Source organism: Ruegeria sp. BC5 (assembly GCF_056539205.1).
Genome location: NZ_JBQFUN010000005.1, coordinates 108,096 through 128,056, shown reverse-complemented (window position 1 = coordinate 128,056; position 19,961 = coordinate 108,096). Strand labels below are relative to the sequence as shown.

At 58.0% G+C, this 19,961-nt stretch carries 21 protein-coding genes; 12 read left to right on the top strand and 9 right to left on the bottom strand.

The window, feature by feature from the left end; genetic code table 11:
• Positions 1 to 10 precede the first annotated feature (10 nt).
• From sdhA to ACR0LY_RS13490, 8 genes are all read right to left on the bottom strand, one after another.
• Entirely contained in the window at positions 11 to 1,819 is a 1,809-nt protein-coding gene (gene sdhA / locus ACR0LY_RS13525; protein ID WP_170350607.1) for a succinate dehydrogenase flavoprotein subunit, read from the bottom strand.
• Between the two features lie 22 nt (positions 1,820 to 1,841).
• On the bottom strand, positions 1,842 to 2,213 hold the full coding sequence (locus ACR0LY_RS13520) for a succinate dehydrogenase, hydrophobic membrane anchor protein (RefSeq protein WP_170350608.1): 372 nt from the start codon (positions 2,211 to 2,213) through the stop codon (positions 1,842 to 1,844).
• A gap of 11 nt (positions 2,214 to 2,224) precedes the next feature.
• Complete coding sequence (gene sdhC, locus ACR0LY_RS13515; protein WP_170350610.1) at positions 2,225 to 2,608, bottom strand: succinate dehydrogenase, cytochrome b556 subunit; 384 nt, start codon at positions 2,606 to 2,608, stop codon at positions 2,225 to 2,227.
• Positions 2,609 to 2,815: 207 nt separating this feature from the next.
• Complete coding sequence (locus ACR0LY_RS13510) at positions 2,816 to 3,484, bottom strand: DUF1194 domain-containing protein (protein ID WP_170350611.1); 669 nt, start codon at positions 3,482 to 3,484, stop codon at positions 2,816 to 2,818.
• A gap of 55 nt (positions 3,485 to 3,539) precedes the next feature.
• Positions 3,540 to 4,568: a MaoC family dehydratase gene (locus ACR0LY_RS13505; RefSeq protein ID WP_170350613.1), complete on the bottom strand. Its 1,029-nt coding sequence runs from the start codon at positions 4,566 to 4,568 to the stop codon at positions 3,540 to 3,542.
• Positions 4,568 to 4,774 carry a DUF1737 domain-containing protein gene (locus ACR0LY_RS13500; protein WP_170350615.1) on the bottom strand — a complete coding sequence of 69 codons (207 nt, stop codon included), beginning with the start codon at positions 4,772 to 4,774 and terminating at the stop codon, positions 4,568 to 4,570. Before ACR0LY_RS13500 ends, ACR0LY_RS13505 begins: the two co-directional genes overlap by 1 nt.
• 12 nt (positions 4,775 to 4,786) lie before the next feature.
• The gene (locus ACR0LY_RS13495; RefSeq protein ID WP_170350617.1) at positions 4,787 to 5,341 is read right to left on the bottom strand and encodes an NnrU family protein; all 555 of its coding nucleotides are present in this window, start codon (positions 5,339 to 5,341) and stop codon (positions 4,787 to 4,789) included.
• Between the two features lie 7 nt (positions 5,342 to 5,348).
• Positions 5,349 to 6,206 (bottom strand): HpcH/HpaI aldolase/citrate lyase family protein, encoded by an 858-nt coding sequence (locus ACR0LY_RS13490; protein WP_170350619.1) that lies wholly within the window; start codon positions 6,204 to 6,206, stop codon positions 5,349 to 5,351.
• Between the two features lie 168 nt (positions 6,207 to 6,374).
• On the opposite strand from ACR0LY_RS13490, the gene ACR0LY_RS13485 reads away from it, so the two are divergent.
• The gene (locus ACR0LY_RS13485) at positions 6,375 to 6,674 is read left to right on the top strand and encodes a hypothetical protein (protein ID WP_170350620.1); all 300 of its coding nucleotides are present in this window, start codon (positions 6,375 to 6,377) and stop codon (positions 6,672 to 6,674) included.
• On the opposite strand, the gene ACR0LY_RS13480 is transcribed toward ACR0LY_RS13485, so the two are convergent.
• Positions 6,671 to 7,426 (bottom strand): sulfite exporter TauE/SafE family protein, encoded by a 756-nt coding sequence (locus ACR0LY_RS13480; RefSeq protein ID WP_170350622.1) that lies wholly within the window; start codon positions 7,424 to 7,426, stop codon positions 6,671 to 6,673. The two genes, ACR0LY_RS13485 and ACR0LY_RS13480, sit on opposite strands and share 4 nt — an antisense overlap.
• 161 nt (positions 7,427 to 7,587) lie before the next feature.
• On the opposite strand from ACR0LY_RS13480, the gene mdh reads away from it, so the two are divergent.
• The 11 genes from mdh to lpdA all read left to right on the top strand — a co-directional run bounded on the left by mdh (position 7,588) and on the right by lpdA (position 19,960).
• Entirely contained in the window at positions 7,588 to 8,550 is a 963-nt protein-coding gene (gene mdh, locus ACR0LY_RS13475) for a malate dehydrogenase (RefSeq protein WP_170350623.1), read from the top strand.
• Positions 8,551 to 8,870: 320 nt separating this feature from the next.
• Positions 8,871 to 10,064, top strand: coding sequence for an ADP-forming succinate--CoA ligase subunit beta (gene sucC / locus ACR0LY_RS13470; protein WP_170350625.1), 1,194 nt, complete (start codon positions 8,871 to 8,873; stop codon positions 10,062 to 10,064).
• Positions 10,065 to 10,106: 42 nt separating this feature from the next.
• A complete protein-coding gene (locus ACR0LY_RS13465) occupies positions 10,107 to 10,814 on the top strand; it encodes a class I SAM-dependent methyltransferase (protein ID WP_170350626.1) in 708 nt (235 codons plus the stop codon).
• Between the two features lie 33 nt (positions 10,815 to 10,847).
• Entirely contained in the window at positions 10,848 to 11,729 is an 882-nt protein-coding gene (sucD, locus tag ACR0LY_RS13460; protein ID WP_170350627.1) for a succinate--CoA ligase subunit alpha, read from the top strand.
• Positions 11,730 to 11,732: 3 nt separating this feature from the next.
• On the top strand, positions 11,733 to 12,419 hold the full coding sequence (locus ACR0LY_RS13455) for a hypothetical protein (RefSeq protein ID WP_170350629.1): 687 nt from the start codon (positions 11,733 to 11,735) through the stop codon (positions 12,417 to 12,419).
• On the top strand, positions 12,416 to 12,958 hold the full coding sequence (locus ACR0LY_RS13450; protein ID WP_170350630.1) for a DUF805 domain-containing protein: 543 nt from the start codon (positions 12,416 to 12,418) through the stop codon (positions 12,956 to 12,958). The genes ACR0LY_RS13455 and ACR0LY_RS13450 overlap by 4 nt, the downstream gene beginning before the upstream one ends.
• A 57-nt stretch (positions 12,959 to 13,015) precedes the next feature.
• Positions 13,016 to 13,720, top strand: coding sequence for a sulfotransferase family 2 domain-containing protein (locus ACR0LY_RS13445; RefSeq protein ID WP_170350632.1), 705 nt, complete (start codon positions 13,016 to 13,018; stop codon positions 13,718 to 13,720).
• 39 nt (positions 13,721 to 13,759) lie between these two features.
• The gene (locus ACR0LY_RS13440) at positions 13,760 to 16,717 is read left to right on the top strand and encodes a 2-oxoglutarate dehydrogenase E1 component (protein ID WP_170350633.1); all 2,958 of its coding nucleotides are present in this window, start codon (positions 13,760 to 13,762) and stop codon (positions 16,715 to 16,717) included.
• A 3-nt stretch (positions 16,718 to 16,720) separates the two neighbouring features.
• A complete protein-coding gene (odhB, locus tag ACR0LY_RS13435; RefSeq protein ID WP_170350635.1) occupies positions 16,721 to 18,226 on the top strand; it encodes a 2-oxoglutarate dehydrogenase complex dihydrolipoyllysine-residue succinyltransferase in 1,506 nt (501 codons plus the stop codon).
• A gap of 2 nt (positions 18,227 to 18,228) precedes the next feature.
• On the top strand, positions 18,229 to 18,498 hold the full coding sequence (locus ACR0LY_RS13430; RefSeq protein ID WP_170350636.1) for a hypothetical protein: 270 nt from the start codon (positions 18,229 to 18,231) through the stop codon (positions 18,496 to 18,498).
• A 73-nt stretch (positions 18,499 to 18,571) separates the two neighbouring features.
• Positions 18,572 to 19,960 (top strand): dihydrolipoyl dehydrogenase, encoded by a 1,389-nt coding sequence (gene lpdA / locus ACR0LY_RS13425; RefSeq protein ID WP_170350637.1) that lies wholly within the window; start codon positions 18,572 to 18,574, stop codon positions 19,958 to 19,960.
• Position 19,961: the final 1 nt, after the last annotated feature.

Below are 19,961 nucleotides of genomic sequence, written 5' to 3'. Positions count from 1 at the left end.
GTTCCTCTCCTTAGAACGTCCGCGCCTTCGGCGCGATTTTCTTGAGGCTGATGCCACCTTCTTCTTCGGTGGTCAGCGGATCGGCAATAACCGGGCGATAGCTGAGGTCAACCTTGTTGCCCTCAACCCGCGAAACGGTATGGACACGCCAGTTTTCGTCGTCACGCTCGGTGAAGTCTTCATGCGCATGGGCACCGCGGGATTCCTTGCGTGCCTCGGCACCAACGATGGTGGCCAGCGCGCTTGGCATCAGGTTGGTCAGTTCCAGAGATTCCATCAGATCACTGTTCCACACCAACGAGCGGTCGGAGACCTTCAGGTCGTCCATCTTGGCCGCGATCACCATCATCTTTTCGACGCCCTCGGCCATGGTCTTGGCGGTCCGGAATACGGCTGCGTCTTCCTGCATGGTCCGCTGCATCTCAAGCCGCAGATCGGCGGTAGGGATTGCGCCGCTCGCATTCCGCACAGCATCAAACCGGTCAAACGCCTTGTCGACCGACGCTTGGTTCAGAACCGGGTTCGACGCTTTGGCATCGACAACCTCACCGGCCCGGATCGCTGCCGCACGGCCAAACACCACAAGGTCGATCAGCGAGTTCGAGCCCAAACGGTTCGCCCCGTGAACCGAAGCACAACCCGCTTCACCCACGGCCATCAGGCCCGGCACAACAGCCGTTGGGTTATCGGCTGTGGGGTTCAGAACCTCGCCCCAATAGTTGGTCGGAATGCCACCCATGTTATAGTGCACGGTCGGCAGAACCGGGATCGGTTCCTTGGTCACGTCCACACCGGCAAACACACGCGCCGATTCCGAGATGCCCGGCAGACGTTCCGCCAGCGCTTCGGCCGGTAGGTGGCTGAGATTCAGGTGGATGTGGTCGCCATTGTCACCATGGCCACGGCCTTCACGGATCTCCATGGTCATCGAACGCGAGACGTAGTCACGTGGCGCGAGGTCCTTGTATTGGGGCGCGTAACGCTCCATGAACCGTTCACCTTCCGAATTGGTCAGGTAGCCACCCTCGCCCCGTGCGCCTTCGGTGATCAGGCAGCCCGAACCGTAGATGCCGGTCGGGTGGAACTGCACGAATTCCATATCCTGCAGCGCCAGGCCCGCGCGGGCCACCATACCGCCGCCGTCACCAGTACAGGTATGGGCCGACGTCGCGCTGAAATAGGCACGGCCGTAGCCGCCGGTCGCCAGTACCACCATCTTGGCGTTGAAGACGTGCATCGTTCCGTCGTCAAGCTTCCAGCAGACGACACCCTGACACTGCCCGTCCTCGGACATGATCAGATCGATGGCAAAGTATTCGATGTAGAACTCGGCGTTGTTCTTCAGCGACTGACCATACAGCGTGTGCAGGATCGCATGGCCTGTCCGGTCGGCTGCGGCACAGGTGCGCTGCACGGCAGGACCTTCGCCGAATTCGGTTGTGTGGCCACCGAAGGGACGCTGATAAATCTTGCCTTCTTCGGTCCGGCTGAAGGGCACGCCGTAGTGCTCCAGCTCATACACCGCTTTGGGTGCTTCACGGGCCAGATATTCCATCGCGTCGGTGTCACCCAACCAGTCCGAACCCTTGACGGTATCGTACATGTGCCACTGCCAGTGGTCCGGTCCCATGTTAGACAGAGATGCCGCGATGCCGCCCTGCGCCGCAACCGTGTGCGAGCGTGTCGGGAACACTTTGGTGACGCATGCAGTGCGTAGGCCCTGTTCGGCCATGCCCAGCGTCGCCCGCAGACCTGCACCACCTGCGCCTACGACAACGACGTCGTATTCGTGGGTTTCATATTCATATGCTGCTGTCATTGTTCTTGTTCCTTACCGCGCATCACAGGGCGAGCTTGACCAGAGCGAACAGCCCGGCCGCGATCAGCGTGTAGCCCAGGGCCCACATTGCAACGAGCGAGACTTTCTCGAGAACACCATGGACATAATCTTCGATGGTTTCCTGCGCCTCATACATCAGCTGTTGCATGCCCACGACCAAAGTCAGAGCGGTCACAATTGCCGGGAATGGGCGGCTGAAATAGGCGACGACTTCTTCGTATGTGCCGCCGATACCGGCCCCGAAGGTGAAGATGAAGATCGGAACCAGCACGGTCAGGATCATCGCCCGGACCATGGTGCGCCAATGTGTTTGTGTGCCGGATTTCCCTGCGCCCAGACCCTGCGCGCGTTTACGGTCAGTCAGATATCGCATGTGCCGCCCCCTTAAACCGCAATCACAGTGATAATGGTCAGGATGGTCGCACCGACGAACATGCCTAGACCCAGTTTCTCAGAGACCTCAACATCAAGGCAGTAGCCGAAATCCCAAAAGACGTGACGCAGACGACCCAGCGTGTGATACCAAAGCGCCCAGGTGGCCAAGGTCAGGAGGATGTCGCCGAACCAGCTGCGCAGAAAACCGTCGATGGCCAGAAACGCGCTTTCCGATGTCGAAGCGGCCAACAGCCACCAGACGATCAGGATTGCAACGGCAAAGGCGCCCAATCCCGAGAGGCGAACCATGATCGACGACAACGAAGTCATCTGGGGGCGATAGATCATAATGTGTGGCGAGAGCGGGCGGTTGCCCCGATTGACATCGGCCATGTCGGCTCCTCTTTCGTTGGCTACCGGTCGTTTTACTGTTTTTTGCCCTTCTGTCACGTGCTGCATGCGCAAAAATGGGTAAAAAGGGTTCAAAATAGCAGATTTCATCAGTTTGTGATCACGCAAAATAATACTGTGATCACGAAAACCCTTCCAAGCCTTGAATGTTAGCGTTTTCAGGGAACAAGCATTGTGATCACGAATCTGCTACTGCTGCTCCAAAGCCGCTGATTGCTGTGTAACTTCGCGCAACAGCTTCTTTCGAATCCGCTCGGGGTAATCGGCAAACCCCGCTGCCGACACCACAAATGCGCCCTCGCCGACAATGACATTTTCAAAGAAATAGGCGGTCAGGTCCGGTTCGCTTTCCTCGATCGCAATTGCGTTTACCGTCACCCCGCGTGTGCGCAACGCCCTGTGCGTCTCGGTTGGTTCGACACCCTCGTTCGACACCCCATCGCCCGAAATATCTATCAGATGCCGTTTGCAATCCGCCACCGCATCGAAGCTGGACATGGTCATCTCAAGCGCCTCACCGATTGCGGTTGAAAAGTTGCGCCAAACCCTGGGGTCGTCGGCAACTTGATCGGCAAACCGTTCAAGCGTGTCAAAGCTATCGATCCGGGTCCACGGGATCGTCACCTTTTGACGCGAGGACCCGGTCCACTGCACCAGCATCAACTGTGCCTCCCCCCGCACCAGCGCCTCGGACACCAAGGGGTCGCGCAGCCCGGCGGCCAGCCCATCCATCTGTATCCGGTATTCCGTCGTATCGACCGAACCGGATACGTCCACTGCCAAAGCCAACGCCAGATCGCACGCGACGGCGGGCGGCGTCAGAAACAGGAAGGCAGCAAGTGATCGAAGTAGGACCATGATCGCAGCCTAGCATGATTGACACAGGCTGCGATCAAATGAATGTGGGGCGTGCTCAGATTGGCATCAGCGCCCAATAATCAAGGTCCAACAGGACGTTCGGCTGATACCGGCCAGCTTCGTTTTTCAGCGCAAACGGCTCTCCACCCTTTGTCGCGACCAGCCGCAGACGGATGGCACCCACGCCCGGCACACCAGTTTCGGCCTTGTCCAGAACCTCGGACCAGGCCTTGATTGTGTCGCCTGCGAAGCAGGGGTTGGCATGGACGCCGCCGTTCAGGCCGACAATCATCTGCGCATTGGCCAGGCCGTTGAACGACAATGTCCGCGCCATCGAAATCACGTGGCCACCATAAATCAAACGACCATCGGGCCGGAAGGTCAGGTCGAAATGTACCTTGGCTGTGTTCTGCCACAGCCGGGTGGCAAGCATATGCTCGGCCTCTTCCACCGTCACGCCGTCGACATGATCAATGGTTTCGCCAATCTCGTAATCACCCCAACGATGCGCCTCGCCCGACTGGGCAAAATCGTAATTCGAGAAATCCAACCCCGCGGGCACCACCAGATCTTTTGGCTCAAGTACCTTTTTCAGGTCCGGCACAACCGCCTCGGGCGCGGGGGCGTCAAGGTTCGATTTGCGCACCATCACCCAGCGGACATATTCGATCACGACCTCATCGCGCTGATTCAGGCCACGCGTGCGTACCCAGACCACGCCGGTCTTGCCGTTCGAATTCTGCTTGACCCCGATTACCTCGGATTCAGAGCGCAGCGTATCGCCGGGATAGACCGGCAACAGCCAGCGCCCCTCGGCATATCCCAGATTGGCAACCGCGTTCAGCGAGATGTCTGGCACGGTCTTGCCAAACACCACGTGGAAAGCAGCCAGATCGTCAATCGGGCTTTGCTGCAAGCCGCAATTCCGAGCAAATTCATCCGACGAATACAGCGCGTGCCGCGCCGGGTAGAGCCCATGGTACAGCGCCCGCTCTCCGTCGGTTACAGTACGCGGCACGGCGTGATGCAGCACCTGACCAACAGAGTAGTCTTCGAAAAAGCGGCCCGGATTTGTCTTTGCCATTATTGCTGTCCCAGTTTCATATCGGAGGAATAGTCGGCCTCGACCTCTTTGGTCACAGCCTGCGCACATCGCATCATGCGGCTGTTTTCGTCATAGGCGTAAGACGGGTCGCCATACAGCTCCCACCCTTTTGCTAAGGCGTCTGACACTTTGTGGCAGAAGGCGGATGTGTCTTCCTCGGTCAGCAGGCGATAGAGTTTTGCCATGATGTCATTTCCTTAAGATGGGAACGGAGACGGACCAACCAGCCCGTGAATATAGCCGATCACACCCAACAACACGATCGAGGCGACAAAGAACATCGCGTCCTTGCCATAGGTACCGGGTTCACCGGGCGTCCAATCGGGCTCGGATTTGTTGATCACAATGACCTCTACAACAGCCCAGGCCAGAAGCCCGCCGAACAGAATGATCGAGGCCAAATCGCCGTTAACCAGCAAATGCGCAAAAGCCCACAGCTTGAACCCGCCCAGCATCGGATGGCGAAGCTTGTTCAACAGGCGACCCTTAGTGCCTGCGGGGCTCATCATATAGATCGCGATCAACACCATCAGGTTGTTTATGTGGGTCATGAAAGATGGTGGCGCCCAGACGAAAACGGTATCGGTCATGCGATAGCCGAAGATCATCAGCAGGATTGCCGCGACCAGCGCCAGCGCGACCGCGCCTTTGCCCGCGCTGCCCATCGCCGCGCGCTGCGCCGGCATGACGCGTTGGAACAGATGAGCGGCCCACCACAGCGCCACCCCAAGGATCAGAAGAACAAAGCCCATTGCTGGCTTACCCCGCTTGCAAAGCTGAAATCGCCTCTGCTTTTGCCAGAATTTCGCGGGCTGTTACAACATGCAGGTTTTCAACGATCTTCCCATCCACGACGGCAACGCCCTGCCCTTGTGCCTCGGTCTCTTCAAACGCTGCAATCTGACGGCGGGCCAAGTCGATCTCGGCCTCTGACGGCGCATAGGCCGCGTTGGTGATGTTGATCTGCGCCGGGTGGATCAGCGTCTTGCCGTCAAAACCCATGTCACGGCCTTGTTCGCATTCTGCGGCCAGACCAGCCTCATCCTTGAATGCGTTATAGACACCATCCACGATGATCAGCCCATGGGCCTTGGCGGCCAACACGCACAGGCCCAGCGACGTCATCAACGGCAGACGGTCCGGACGGAACCGGGTTTGCAGATCTTTGGCCAGATCGTTGGTGCCCATGACAAAGCCTGCCATCAACGGATGCGCTGCAATCTCGGCCGCGTTCAACATCCCTTGCGGAGTTTCCATCATCGCCCAGATCGGCATGTCGCCGGTGATCGCGGCCAGCGCGTCCACGTCAGCGGCCGAACCCACCTTGGGCAACAACACGGCATCCGCGTCCATCTCGCGTACGGCTTCGGTGTCAGCACGGCCCCATTCGGTATCCAGCCCGTTGATGCGCACGATCCTGACCCTGTCACCATACCCGCCAGCAGCCAGTGCCGCCCTGAGAGTTTCGCGCGCATTGACCTTTTCGTCGGCGGCAACGGCATCTTCAAGATCAAAGATGATCGCATCCACTGGCAGGGTGCGGGCCTTATCCAGCGCCCGATCGCGCGAGCCGGGGATATAGAGAACGGAACGATAGGGGCGCTGACGGGGGTCCATTGGCCTCTCCCTTTGAAAGAATGTTGCGCGGAATGGGGCATTTTTTGTCGGAAAGTTCAAGAGCAAAATCGCCGCGCTGCAGCATTTACGACGCAACGTGCGGAGCTTTAACCGGATTTCTGCCCGCCAGACGCACCCTGATTACGTTGGAATCGAAAGGGGTGACTGATGAAAACGACGTTGTTTAAGATGACGATGGGCCTTGGGATCATGGTTCTGGCCGCACAACAGGTACAGGCCCGCACCTGTGCCCCGCGCGAGGACATAGTGAGGCGCCTGACCGAGACCTACGGCGAAACACGCCGCAGTATCGGCGTCGCGCGGCAAGGGACCGTGATGGAGGTTTACGCTTCGGATCAAAGCGGCAGCTGGACGATCACGGTGACATTGCCGGACGGGGTAACTTGCCTGGTCGCCTCAGGCCAGGCCTATGAAGATATGGCCGAGGCGCTGCCGCCCAACGTCTAGGTTAACGCGTCCCAGATCAGCTTGCTGCCGGTCAATGTCAGCAGCACATAGGCAATGCCAAAGAACAGGCGCTCGGACAGCATGAAATGCGCCCGAACGCCCAGCCAAGCACCCAGAATAGCAAAGGGCGTCAGCAAAAGGTCAACCCATGCGGTGTGCCAGGTGAACAAACCCAGATAGGCATAAGGCACAAACTTCGCGATATTGATGATCCAGAAGACCAGCACGGTCGACGCCTGAAACTGAGTCTTCGTCAAGCGCTGTGACAGCAGGTAGACCGCGGCCGGGGGCCCTCCGGCGTGGCTGACGAAACTGGTGAACCCGGCGATCAGACCCGCGAACAGCCCGGCAGGCGGTGGCAGGCGGTTGGCAAAGCCGCGCACCCAGCCTTTGGTCTGCGAAAAATGCCAAATCACAAATCCGACAGAAATTCCGCCAATAAGCAATCGCAGCAGGTCATCGTTTGTGGCGCGGTACAACCACGCCCCCAGCGCAACCCCCGGCACAGCGCCCAGTATTAACAGGCGTGAATCCGGCCAGCTCCACCGTTTCCAGTATGGGCCAAGGGTGGCCACATCGATCACCATCAGGATCGGCAACATCAGCGCAAGCGCCTGCCCGGGTTCAAGTATCAGGGCCAGAATCGACGAGGACGCAAACGCCACCCCCGACCCGAACCCGCCCTTCGAGATTCCGGCAAAGACCACCGCAGGGATCGCCACGGCAAAAAACATCAAGTTCAATTCGAACATGTGGCGTCCTGCAAATTGGCCTGTCTAAAAGGCCGTTTAGCGCAATCACACGGCCGGGTGCAAATGGTATGCGGTTGCATGCCGCGCCCAAGGGTACTTGCGCGAAACCCATTTAACGACTAGCAAAACCGCGATTTCAAAACCGACCGGAGATAATCCAAATGGCCAGACCCAAGATCGCGCTGATCGGCGCAGGTCAGATCGGCGGCACGCTCGCCCACCTCGCAGCAATGAAAGAACTGGGTGACGTCGTCCTGTTCGACATCGCCGAAGGCACCCCCGAAGGCAAGGCGCTGGACATCGCTGAATCCGGCCCGTCCGAAGGCTTTGACGCCAAGCTGAAAGGCACTCAGTCCTACGAAGATATCGCTGGCGCCGACGTCTGCATCGTGACCGCTGGCGTCCCTCGCAAGCCGGGCATGAGCCGCGACGACCTGTTGGGCATCAACCTGAAGGTCATGAAATCTGTCGGCGAAGGCATTGCGGCCAACGCACCCGACGCGTTCGTCATCTGCATCACCAACCCGCTGGACGCGATGGTCTGGGCGCTGCGTGAATTCTCGGGCCTGCCGCACAACAAGGTCTGCGGTATGGCAGGTGTTCTGGATTCGGGCCGCTTTGCTCATTTCCTGGCCGAAGAGTTCAACGTCTCGATGAAAGACGTCACCGCGTTTGTTCTGGGCGGCCATGGCGACACTATGGTGCCGTCGGTCCGTTACTCGACCGTCGCTGGTATCCCGCTGCCCGATCTGGTCGAAATGGGCTGGACCACGCAAGACAAGCTGGACGCTATCGTACAGCGCACCCGTGACGGCGGTGCCGAAATTGTTGGCCTGCTGAAAACCGGTTCGGCCTTCTACGCACCGGCCACGTCGGCAATCGAAATGGCCGAAGCCTATCTGAAAGACCAAAAGCGTGTTCTGCCCTGCGCCGCCTATTGCGATGGTGAGCTGGGCGTCAGCGGCCTGTACGTGGGCGTACCCACCGTGATCGGCGCGGGCGGTATTGAAAGGATCGTCGACATCAACTTGAACGAAGAAGAGCAGGCTGGTTTCGACAATTCGGTCAACGCGGTGAAGGGCCTGATCGAGGCGTGCAAAGGCATCGACAGCTCGCTGGCCTGATCCCTTCTGTGAGAATTCTGAAAGCCGGTCCTTTTCAGGTCCGGCTTTTCTATTGCCCGTTTGCCCAAGTCCGAATGGAGCTACCGAAAATGTTGGCGCAAACGTTTTAAATTATGTTTTTGAATGTGTTTTTGGCAGGTTTGGTTTCAGATTCGAATCAAGTAACTGCCCGAGAATGAATTGTGATCACACCCCAAAAAACTGTGATCACAAATAACAAAAATCTACGCTAAAAAGCTCTTCGCCGTCAAAAAAGCCTTTATATTTGCGCTCTACAGCCCTCTATAACGGTGTAATCGTAGTCAGACGGGACAGTGTTGATGAACATTCACGAATATCAGGCCAAAGCTCTTCTTCGCAGCTATGGCGCTCCGGTCTCCGAGGGACGCGCGGTTCTGCGCGCCGAGGAAGCCAAAACCGCAGCCGGTGAACTGGACGGCCCGCTTTGGGTTGTCAAAGCGCAAATCCACGCAGGTGGACGCGGCAAAGGTAGCTTCAAAGAGGCCGATGCCGGTGAAAAAGGCGGTGTGCGTCTGACCAAATCGGTGGAAGAAGCCGCCGAAGAAGCCAAGAAGATGCTAGGCCGCACGCTGGTTACGCATCAGACCGGCCCGGCGGGCAAACAGGTTAACCGCATTTATATCGAAGCCGGTTCCGGCATCGAGCGTGAACTGTACCTGGCCCTGCTGGTGGATCGCCAGACCAGCCGCATTTCCTTCGTCTGTTCGACCGAAGGCGGCATGGACATCGAAGAAGTGGCCGCAGCCACGCCCGAGAAAATCCTGTCCTTCTCGGTTGACCCTGCAACCGGCTATCAGCCCTATCACGGCCGTCGCATCGCCTTCTCGCTGGGTCTGGAAGGCGCTCAGGTCAAGCAATGCGTCAAGCTGATGGGTCAGCTCTATAACGCTTTCGTCGAGAAGGACATGGAGATGCTGGAGATCAACCCGCTGATCGTGTCCGACAGCGGCGACCTCAAGGTGCTGGACGCCAAGGTCGGATTTGACGGCAACGCGGTCTACCGCCACCCCGACATCGCCGAACTGCGCGACACGACCGAGGAAGACCCCAAGGAACTCGAAGCCTCGAAATACGACCTGAACTACATCGCGTTGGACGGTGAGATTGGCTGCATGGTCAACGGCGCCGGTTTGGCGATGGCGACGATGGACATCATCAAGCTGTATGGCGCTGAGCCTGCCAACTTCCTCGACGTGGGTGGCGGTGCGACCAAAGAGAAAGTGACCGAGGCGTTCAAGATCATCACCTCGGACCCGCAGGTCAAAGGCATTCTGGTCAACATCTTCGGCGGCATCATGCGCTGCGACGTCATTGCCGAGGGCGTTGTCGCCGCGGTGAAAGAGGTCGGCCTGCAGGTTCCGCTGGTCGTGCGTCTGGAAGGCACGAATGTCGAGAAAGGCAAAGAGATCATCAACACCTCGGGCCTGGACGTGATCGCGGCGGACAACCTGAAAGACGGTGCCGAGAAGATCGTGAAGGCGGTTAAGGGGTAATCGCCACAGCTCATCGAACCTTAAACCAAACGGAGAACCGCTATGCGCAGTGGTTTGAGAGACACTTTTGAAACGCTGAGCTGGTCCGGACGCGGCAACGGACCGCGCTCGGGGCATGGGTCGACCCTTGCGGCGACCCGACCGCTGCGTGATGCGCTTCCGCGTATTTTTGACGAGTACAATGTCAAAACGTTTCTTGACGCGCCATGTGGTGATTGGACTTGGATGCAACATGTGGACCTGACCGGCATTCAATATGTCGGCGGGGACATTTCGCTGGAGGTTCTGGAAGAGGTCAAACAGCAGCATGCTGCTCCGGGACGCGAGTTCATGCACCTCGACATCACATCAGACACTCTGCCAAAGGCGGATATGATGATGTGCCGCGACTGTCTTTTTCATCTAAAATGGTGGTTGCGGTGGGCCTTTTTTGAAAACTTCGTCGCCAGCGGAATCCCGTATTTGCTGACGACGCGGCATTACATCCCCCAAAACCCCAGACTGCCAAGAAACGGAGGTTTCAAACGGTTCAACCCGTGCGTTGCACCCTTTAACTTTTCAGAACCGATCGAGACCGTCAGTGAAACGGGCGAAATCAACCTGGACCCCGAGTTTATGCTGACGCGAGAAGGTCAGAAACAACGGTCTTTGGGGATTTGGTCCCGAGACCAGGTCATCGACGCCGTGGCACGACGCGGTTCTGATCCCGACCAAAACGAGACTCGCAGCGCTGGTGATCAAAACATCTAGCGCGCTAACATTAATCACTATGGAGGCCACGAAATGGCAGTCCTCATCGATGAAAATACCAAAGTGATCTGTCAGGGCTTTACCGGCTCGCAGGGCACATTTCACAGCGAACAGGCCATCGCCTATGGCACCAAGATGGTCGGCGGCGTGACCCCTGGAAAAGGTGGGATGACCCATCTCGACCTGCCCGTGTTCAACTCGGTCCACGAAGCCAAGCACGTGACCGAAGCCAACGCCTCGGTGATTTACGTTCCGCCTCCATTTGCGGCTGACTCGATCCTCGAAGCGATTGATGCCGAGATGGAGGTGATCGTCTGCATTACCGAAGGCATCCCGGTTCTGGACATGATGAAGGTGAAACGCGCGCTGGAAGGCTCAAGCTCGCGCCTGATCGGTCCGAACTGTCCTGGCGTGATCACGCCGGATGCCTGCAAGATCGGCATCATGCCCGGTCACATCCACAAGCGCGGTTCGGTCGGCGTTGTGTCCCGTTCGGGCACCCTGACCTATGAGGCCGTCAAGCAGACCACCGATGTGGGTCTGGGCCAGTCCACCTGCGTGGGCATCGGCGGCGACCCGATCAAAGGCACCGAGCATATCGACGTGCTGGAATGGTTCCTGGCCGATGACGAAACCGAGTCGATCATTATGATCGGTGAGATCGGTGGCTCAGCCGAGGAAGAAGCCGCGCAGTTCCTGGCGGATGAGGCCAAGAAGGGCCGCAAAAAGCCAACCGCAGGTTTCATCGCAGGCCGTACGGCCCCTCCGGGCCGCCGCATGGGCCACGCGGGCGCAATCGTCGCCGGCGGCAAAGGTGGAGCTGAGGACAAGATCGAAGCCATGCGCTCGGCCGGTATCGTCGTGGCCGAAAGCCCGGCGCAACTGGGTGAGGCGGTGCTGGAAGCGATTGGGTAAACTGTGAACTGGGGTACAAGAACCCTTATTGGCCTTGTGGCTGCCGTCTCGGCAGCCACAACTGCCCCAGCTGTCGCCGACAGCTCAAAATTCGCTTCGGAAACCGTGGCGGCTTGTCAATCCGCCATTGATCTGGTGACGGTAACGGATAACCTGATCAAGATTGGTTGGACTCACGCTGTTCCAGCAGAACTTGATGACCGCGCAATAAAGTCTTTTGCCGCATCGTTGCTTTCAGAACAGTTTGGTTATGGGGACGTTGCTGATCCGCGCATAGTAAGAACATGGGAACTTGCGTTAAAAAATGCCGCCGGTACACGCAATCTAGTAACTTTCGAAGGCACAGAACAAAAAGACCGTTGGTTTGTAAAATTGCAAACTGGGAGTGTTTTACGCATCAGCACTGATGAGTATAACACCTACAGTCAATTACGTTGCCTGATTGCACTCAAGGATGAAGACTCGCCAGTGACATTTGAGCGTTTGCTTGGGGGTTCAGGACGCGACCCTGCGACTTTGCCTCCGGTGTACCGTCTCAGATCTCAATCTTATGAAAGCAATGGCCTAAAACGGGTTCTGAACAGTGCAGTACTGAACACCGAGCGCATTTCAACCGTTTCGGACATTGGGATAGATGTGTCCTCCATTTTCTCAACCTATGTCACGAAACAGGCAGAGAACTCAAAATGACCTTCTCCGACGCCATCCGCACCTGTTTCTCGAAATTCTTCACCTTCTCGGGTCGTGCCTCGCGGTCTGAATATTGGTTCTTTTTCCTGTTCATCGTGATCTGGAGTATCATCGCCGGGATCATTGATGCACAGTTCTTCACTCAGGTTGCTGTGACTGAAACTGAAACATCCAAATCTGTCACCGCCACGTCTTCGGCACCCGTGCAAAGCATCGTTAGCCTGATCGTTTTCTTCCCGCATCTGGCGGTCGCTTGGCGGCGGATGCATGATACAGGGCGCAACGGGCTATACGCATTGCTGCCGATCCTGCTGATCCTCGGGGCCTTTGCGGTTCTGATCTTTGGTATCGGTCTTGCGTCGCATTTTCAGCACGGCGGCAGTCTGGACATCCTGTTCACCCGCGCCACGCTGCTGATCGTAGTTCCGACGTTGATCGTTCTGTTTGTGTCTCCTCTTCTGGTGTTGTGGTGGCTAACCCGCCCAAGTCAGCCAGGTGTCAATAAATACGGCCCCAATCCAATTGAGGTGCCCCAGTGAACGGACTTGGTATGCAAAAAAGGTCGCGGCCATCTTCTTCCGGAAAGGACCGTTGAAATGGTTCTTGTGTGCCACAAGCATAAATTCATCTACCTCAAGACTACAAAGACGGCTGGCACGTCGACGGAAAAGGTCCTTCAGCCGCTTTGCGAAAAGCCGGGTCTGGGGGAACTGGAAAACGGCAAGGTCAGGATCTCAAAATACGGGATCGTCGGGGCACGGGGGCCTGGGCGGCTTGAACCGCATCCGGATTGGCAGTTCTGGCGCAAGCACAAATACCCATGGCGCAACCACATGCCGGCCTGGGAAGTCAAAGAGAACCTTGGGGCCGAAACATTCGACGAATACACCAAAATCGCAAATGTCCGCGATCCTTTTGACCGAGCGGTGTCTCAGTTTCATTTCATGAAATACCAGCAGAACCTGCCCTCGGAAGATCCGAAAACGGAATTTGAGCAGTTCAAATCGTTCATCTTGTCGGGAACCTGGTCCATCGATTGGAAGATTGTCTCGATCGACAACATTTTGATCGTGGATCGCTTTATTCGAAAGGAACATCTGGTTGCCGACCTGAACGGTATTTTCGCTGATTTTGGCCTGCCGGAAAACAGTTTTAACCTGGGGCATGACAAATCGATGAAGGAACGACGAAAAGGAATACCTGTGCCAGAGTATTATGACACCGAAACGATCGATACTGTCCGACGAAACATGGCCTGGGTGTTTGACAAGCTGGGCTACCCCGACAGCCCGCAGCACTGAGACCAAAACCGAAACCGCCAGCCCATTCGAGGTTCGCACATGACCGAACATACGCCCAATTCCGCATTTCACGCCTCTAGCTTTATGCAGGGGCACAATGCCGAGTATCTGGAACAGCTTTATGCCCAGTACACCAAGAATCCCGGCGCGGTGGATGCCGCCTGGGCCGAGTTCTTCAAGGCCATGGGTGACGCTACGCCGGACGTGCAGCGTGAGGCCGAGGGGCCATCCTGGGCGCGCACCGACTGGCCGCCGATGCCAGCCGATGACCTAACCGGCGCGCTAACCGGCGAATGGGCCGAGATCGACGCCAAGGCAGCGGGCCAAAAGATCAAGGAAAAGGCTGCGGACAAGGGCGTTGCCGTCAGCGACGATCAGATCAAGCGCGCGGTGCTGGACAGCCTGCGGGCGCTGATGCTGATCCGGGCCTACCGTATCCGGGGCCATCTGGCCGCCAATCTGGACCCGCTGGGCATGCGCACGGCCAGTACACACCCCGAGCTGGACCCCAAAACCTATGGCTTCACCGAGGCTGACATGGACCGTCCGATCTTTATCGACAACGTGCTTGGCCTGCAGATGGCAAGCATGCGCCAGATCGTTGAGATCGTGAAACGCACCTATTGCGGCACCTTCGCGCTGCAATACATGCATATCTCTGATCCCGAACAGGCCGCGTGGCTGAAGGAACGGATCGAAGGCTATGGCAAGGAAATCGCCTTCACCAAGGAGGGCCGCAAGGCGATCCTGAACAAGATGGTCGAGGCCGAAGGTTTTGAGAAATTCCTGCACGTCAAATACATGGGCACCAAGCGCTTTGGTCTGGACGGCGGCGAGGCCCTGATCCCGGCGATGGAGCAGATCATCAAACGCGGTGGCGCCCTGGGCGTTCGGGACATCGTGATCGGCATGCCGCACCGGGGCCGCCTGAACATTCTGGCCAACGTGATGCGCAAGCCCTATCGCGCGATCTTCAACGAATTCCAGGGGGGCAGCTTCAAGCCCGAAGACGTGGATGGTTCGGGCGACGTGAAATATCACCTCGGCGCCTCCAGCGACCGTGAGTTTGATGGCAACTCGGTCCACCTGTCACTGACCGCGAACCCATCGCACCTTGAGGCGGTGAACCCGGTGGTGCTGGGCAAGGTCCGCGCCAAGCAAGACCAGTTGAAAGACGATGACCGCACGACAGTGATGGGCATCCTGCTGCATGGCGACGCGGCATTTGCCGGTCAGGGTGTTGTGGCCGAAGGCTTTGGCTTGTCGGGTCTGCGCGGGCACAAGACCGGCGGCACCATGCACATCGTGGTCAATAACCAAATCGGTTTCACCACCGCTCCGCACTTCTCACGCTCCAGCCCATATCCCACGGATATCGCGCTGATGGTCGAAGCACCAATCTTCCACGTGAACGGTGACGACCCCGAGGCCGTCGTGCACGCCGCCAAGGTCGCAACCGAGTTCCGCCAGAAGTTCCACAAAGATGTCGTGATCGACATCTTCTGCTATCGCCGGTTTGGTCACAATGAGGGCGACGAGCCCATGTTCACCAATCCGATCATGTACAAGAAGATCAAGACCCATAAGACCACGCTGTCTCTGTATACCGAGCGCTTGGTCAAGGACGGCCTGATCCCCGAGGGTGAGATCGAGGATATGAAAGCCGCCTTTCAGGCCCATCTGAACGATGAGTTCGACGCGGGCAAAGACTATAAACCGAACAAGGCAGACTGGCTGGACGGGCGCTGGTCGCATCTGGACAAGAACAAAGAAGAATATGTCCGCGGCGAAACCGCGATCACGCCGGACACTCTGGTCGAGATCGGCAAGGCCCTGACGCATGCACCCGCCGACGTTGCCCTGCACAAGACCGTCGGGCGGTTGCTGGATCACAAGAAGAACATGTTCGACAGCGGCAAGGGCTTTGACTGGGCCACGGGCGAGGCGCTGGCCTTTGGCTCGTTGCTGACCGAAGGGTTCCCGGTGCGCCTGTCCGGTCAGGACGCAACACGCGGCACCTTTAGTCAACGTCACTCGGGCTTTGTGCATCAGGAAAGCGAAGAGCGGTACTACCCGCTGAACAACATCCGAGCAGGCCAGTCGAAATACGAAGTGATCGACTCGATGCTCAGCGAATACGCTGTACTGGGTTTCGAATACGGGTTTTCATTGGCCGAACCGAACGCACTAACCCTGTGGGAAGCGCAGTTCGGAGACTTTGCCAACGGTGCGCAGATCATGTTCGATCAGTTCATCAGCTCGGGCGAAAGCAAATGGCTGCGCATGTCCGGTCTGGTCTGCCTGCTGCCGCACGGGTTTGAAGGGCAAGGGCCCGAACACTCGTCCGCACGGCTTGAGCGGTTCCTGCAGATGTGCGGCCAGGATAACTGGATCGTGGCGAATTGTACGACGCCTGCGAACTACTTCCACATCCTGCGCCGTCAGTTGCACCGCACCTTCCGCAAACCGCTGATCCTGGTGACGCCGAAATCGCTGCTGCGCCACAAGCTGGCGGTCAGCACTGCCGACGAATTCACGACAGGCTCAAGCTTCCACCGGGTGCTGTGGGATGATGCACAACACGGCAATTCGGACACCAAGCTGGTCAAGGATGACAAGATCAAGCGGGTCGTGATGTGTTCGGGCAAGGTCTACTATGACCTGCTGGAAGAACGCGACGCCCGCGGGATCGACGACGTCTATCTGATGCGGATCGAGCAGTTCTACCCCTTCCCCGCCCACTCGCTGATCAATGAGCTTGAGCGTTTCAAAGGGGCCGAGATGGTCTGGTGTCAGGAAGAACCCAAGAACCAGGGCGCCTGGACCTTTATCGAACCCAATATCGAATGGGTGCTGACCCGCATCGGCGCCAAACACACAAGGCCGATTTATGTCGGCCGCGCAACCTCGGCTTCGCCCGCGACGGGTCTGGCCAGCCAACACAAAGCTCAACAAGAGGCGCTTGTGAACGAAGCGCTGAGCCTCGAAGGAAAGTAAACGATGACCATTGAAGTTCGTGTACCTACGCTAGGCGAATCCGTCACCGAAGCTACGGTTGCCACCTGGTTCAAGAAACCTGGTGACGCTGTGGCCGTGGATGAGATGCTCTGTGAGCTTGAAACCGACAAGGTAACGGTCGAGGTTCCAGCCCCCGCTGCCGGTGTGATGGGCGAAATCGTCGCTGCCGAAGGTGAAACCGTAGGCGTTGACGCATTGCTGGCCACCATCACCGCAGGCGAAGGTGCTGCACCGGCACCCGCCGCTGCCCCGGCCCCTGCTGCCGCGCCTGCAGCGGCCGCTCGTGGTGGCAGCGTCGATGTGATGGTGCCCACTTTGGGTGAATCCGTGACCGAGGCTACCGTTTCGACCTGGTTCAAACAGGTTGGCGATGCCGTGGCGCAAGACGAAATGCTGTGCGAATTGGAAACCGATAAGGTCTCGGTTGAGGTTCCGGCACCGGCTGCTGGTGTTCTGGCGGAAATCGTAGCGCCCGAAGGCACCACCGTGGACGCCTCGGCCAAGCTGGCCGTGATTTCGGGTTCGGGTGCTGGAGCCGCCCCGGCCGCAGCCCCAGCCGCCGCAGCAGCGCCTGCAGCAGCCACCGCTGCTAAAGACGTGGCCAATGCACCCTCGGCTGAGAAAGCGATGGCCGAGGCTGGTTTGTCCGCCGATCAGGTTACAGGTACTGGCCGCGATGGCCGCATCATGAAAGAGGACGTGGCCCGCGCCGCAGCTGCCCCCGCAGCCCCTGCTCCGGCCCCAGCGCCTGCACCTGCACCGCGCGCACCGGTCGCAGCAGGTGATGCCGCGCGCGAGGAACGGGTCAAGATGACCCGCCTGCGCCAGACCATCGCCAAGCGTCTGAAAGACAGTCAGAACACCGCCGCCATGCTGACCACTTATAACGAGGTGGACATGACCGAGGTGATGGCCCTGCGTAACCAGTACAAAGACCAGTTCGAAAAGAAGCACGGCGTGCGTCTGGGCTTTATGTCTTTCTTCACCAAGGCCTGCTGCCACGCGCTGAAAGAAGTGCCCGAGGTGAATGCGGAAATCGACGGCACCGACATCGTTTACAAGAACTTTGTCCATATGGGCGTTGCCGCCGGAACACCGACCGGTCTTGTGGTTCCGGTTATCCGCGACGCGGATTCGATGTCCTTTGCCCAGATCGAAAAAGCCATCGCCGAAAAAGGCAAGCGCGCCCGTGATGGCAAGCTGTCAATGGAGGAGATGCAGGGCGGCACCTTCACCATCTCGAATGGCGGTGTCTATGGCTCGCTAATGTCCTCGCCGATCTTGAACCCGCCGCAATCGGGTATCCTGGGCATGCACAAGATTCAGGACCGTCCGATGGCAATCAACGGTCAGGTCGTGATCCGTCCGATGATGTATCTGGCCCTGTCCTATGACCACCGGATCGTTGACGGCAAAGGCGCCGTGACCTTCCTTGTTCGTGTAAAAGAGGCGCTGGAAGATCCGCGCCGCCTGCTGATGGATCTGTAATTATGGCAACGCATGTATTGTGGCAGGCCGATGTGGCCGATTTCGATGCCTGGCTGAAAGTGTTTCGTGAGGATACGCCAATGCGCAAGGCTGCGGGTATCCGCGACCTGCACGTCTGGCGGGACCCAGATCAGAGCGACCACGCCATCGCCATGTTCGAAGTGACGAACTTGGACAAAGCACGGGCCTTTTTCGGATCTGAGGAATTGGCGATGCACCACGAGCGGGGCGGCATTGCACATATCACGATCAAGCTGCTGGACCCGGTTTGAAGAAAGCACAGCAGGATCCGGCTACGCTGGATCATGCAGCCACCGGCCCATCCGGTCGACTTAGGAGAGTATAATGGCAAACTATGACGTCATCGTAATCGGCGCCGGCCCAGGCGGCTATGTCTGCGCTATCCGCTGCGCCCAGCTGGGCCTGAAAACCGCCGTTGTCGAAGGGCGTGAAACGCTGGGAGGCACCTGTCTGAACGTGGGTTGTATCCCGTCAAAGGCGCTGCTGCACGCTTCACATCAATTGCATGAGGCCGAGCATAACTTTGCCAAAATGGGCCTCAAGGGCAAAAGCCCCTCAGTCGACTGGAAACAGATGCAGGCCTACAAGGAAGAAACCATTGAGGGCAACACCAAAGGCATCGAGTTCCTGTTCAAAAAGAACAAGATCGACTGGCTGAAAGGTTGGGGCTCGATCCCTGCTGCTGGTCAGGTCAAGGTGGGGGATGAGGTTCACTCGGCCAAGAACATTATCATCGCCTCGGGGTCTGAACCGTCCTCGCTGCCTGGTGTAGACGTTGACGAAAAGGTTGTCGTGACCTCGACTGGTGCGCTGTCACTTGGCAAGATTCCCAAGAAGATGATCGTGATTGGTGCCGGTGTGATCGGGTTGGAACTTGGCTCGGTTTATCAGCGATTGGGGGCCGAAGTGACGGTGATTGAGTTCCTCAAGGAAATCACACCGGGCATGGACCCCGAGGTTCAGAAGACTTTCCAGCGCATTCTCAAGAAACAGGGCTTGAAGTTTGTGATGGGCGCAGCGGTGCAAAAGACCGAAGCGACCAAAACCAAGGCCAAGGTCACCTATAAACTTCTGAAAGACGACAGCGAGCATGTGATCGACGCGGATACCGTGTTGGTCGCCACCGGGCGCAAGCCGTTCTCTGACGGGTTGGGACTGGAGGCTCTGGGGGTCGAAATGACACCGCGCGGTCAGATCAAAGTTGGCAGCGACTGGCAGACAAACGTACCGGGAGTCTACGCCATCGGCGACGTGACCGAAGGCCCGATGCTGGCCCACAAGGCCGAGGATGAGGGCATGGCCGCTGCTGAACAGGTCGCGGGTAAACATGGACATGTAAATTACGGTGTTATCCCCGGCGTGATCTACACATGGCCCGAGGTCGCCAATGTTGGTGAAACAGAAGCAACGCTCAAGGAACAAGGTCGTTCATACAAGGTCGGCAAATTCATGTTCATGGGCAACGGTCGCGCCAAGGCGAACTTTGCCGCCGATGGCTTTGTCAAAATTCTGGCCGACAAGGACACGGACCGCATTCTGGGCGCGCACATCATCGGCCCGGCAGCGGGCGATCTGATCCACGAGGTCTGCGTGGCTATGGAATTTGGCGCCTCAGCCGAAGACCTGGCCCTGACCTGCCACGCCCACCCGACCTATTCGGAAGCTGTGCGCGAGGCTGCGCTGGCTTGTGGTGACGGTCCGATCCACTCGTAGG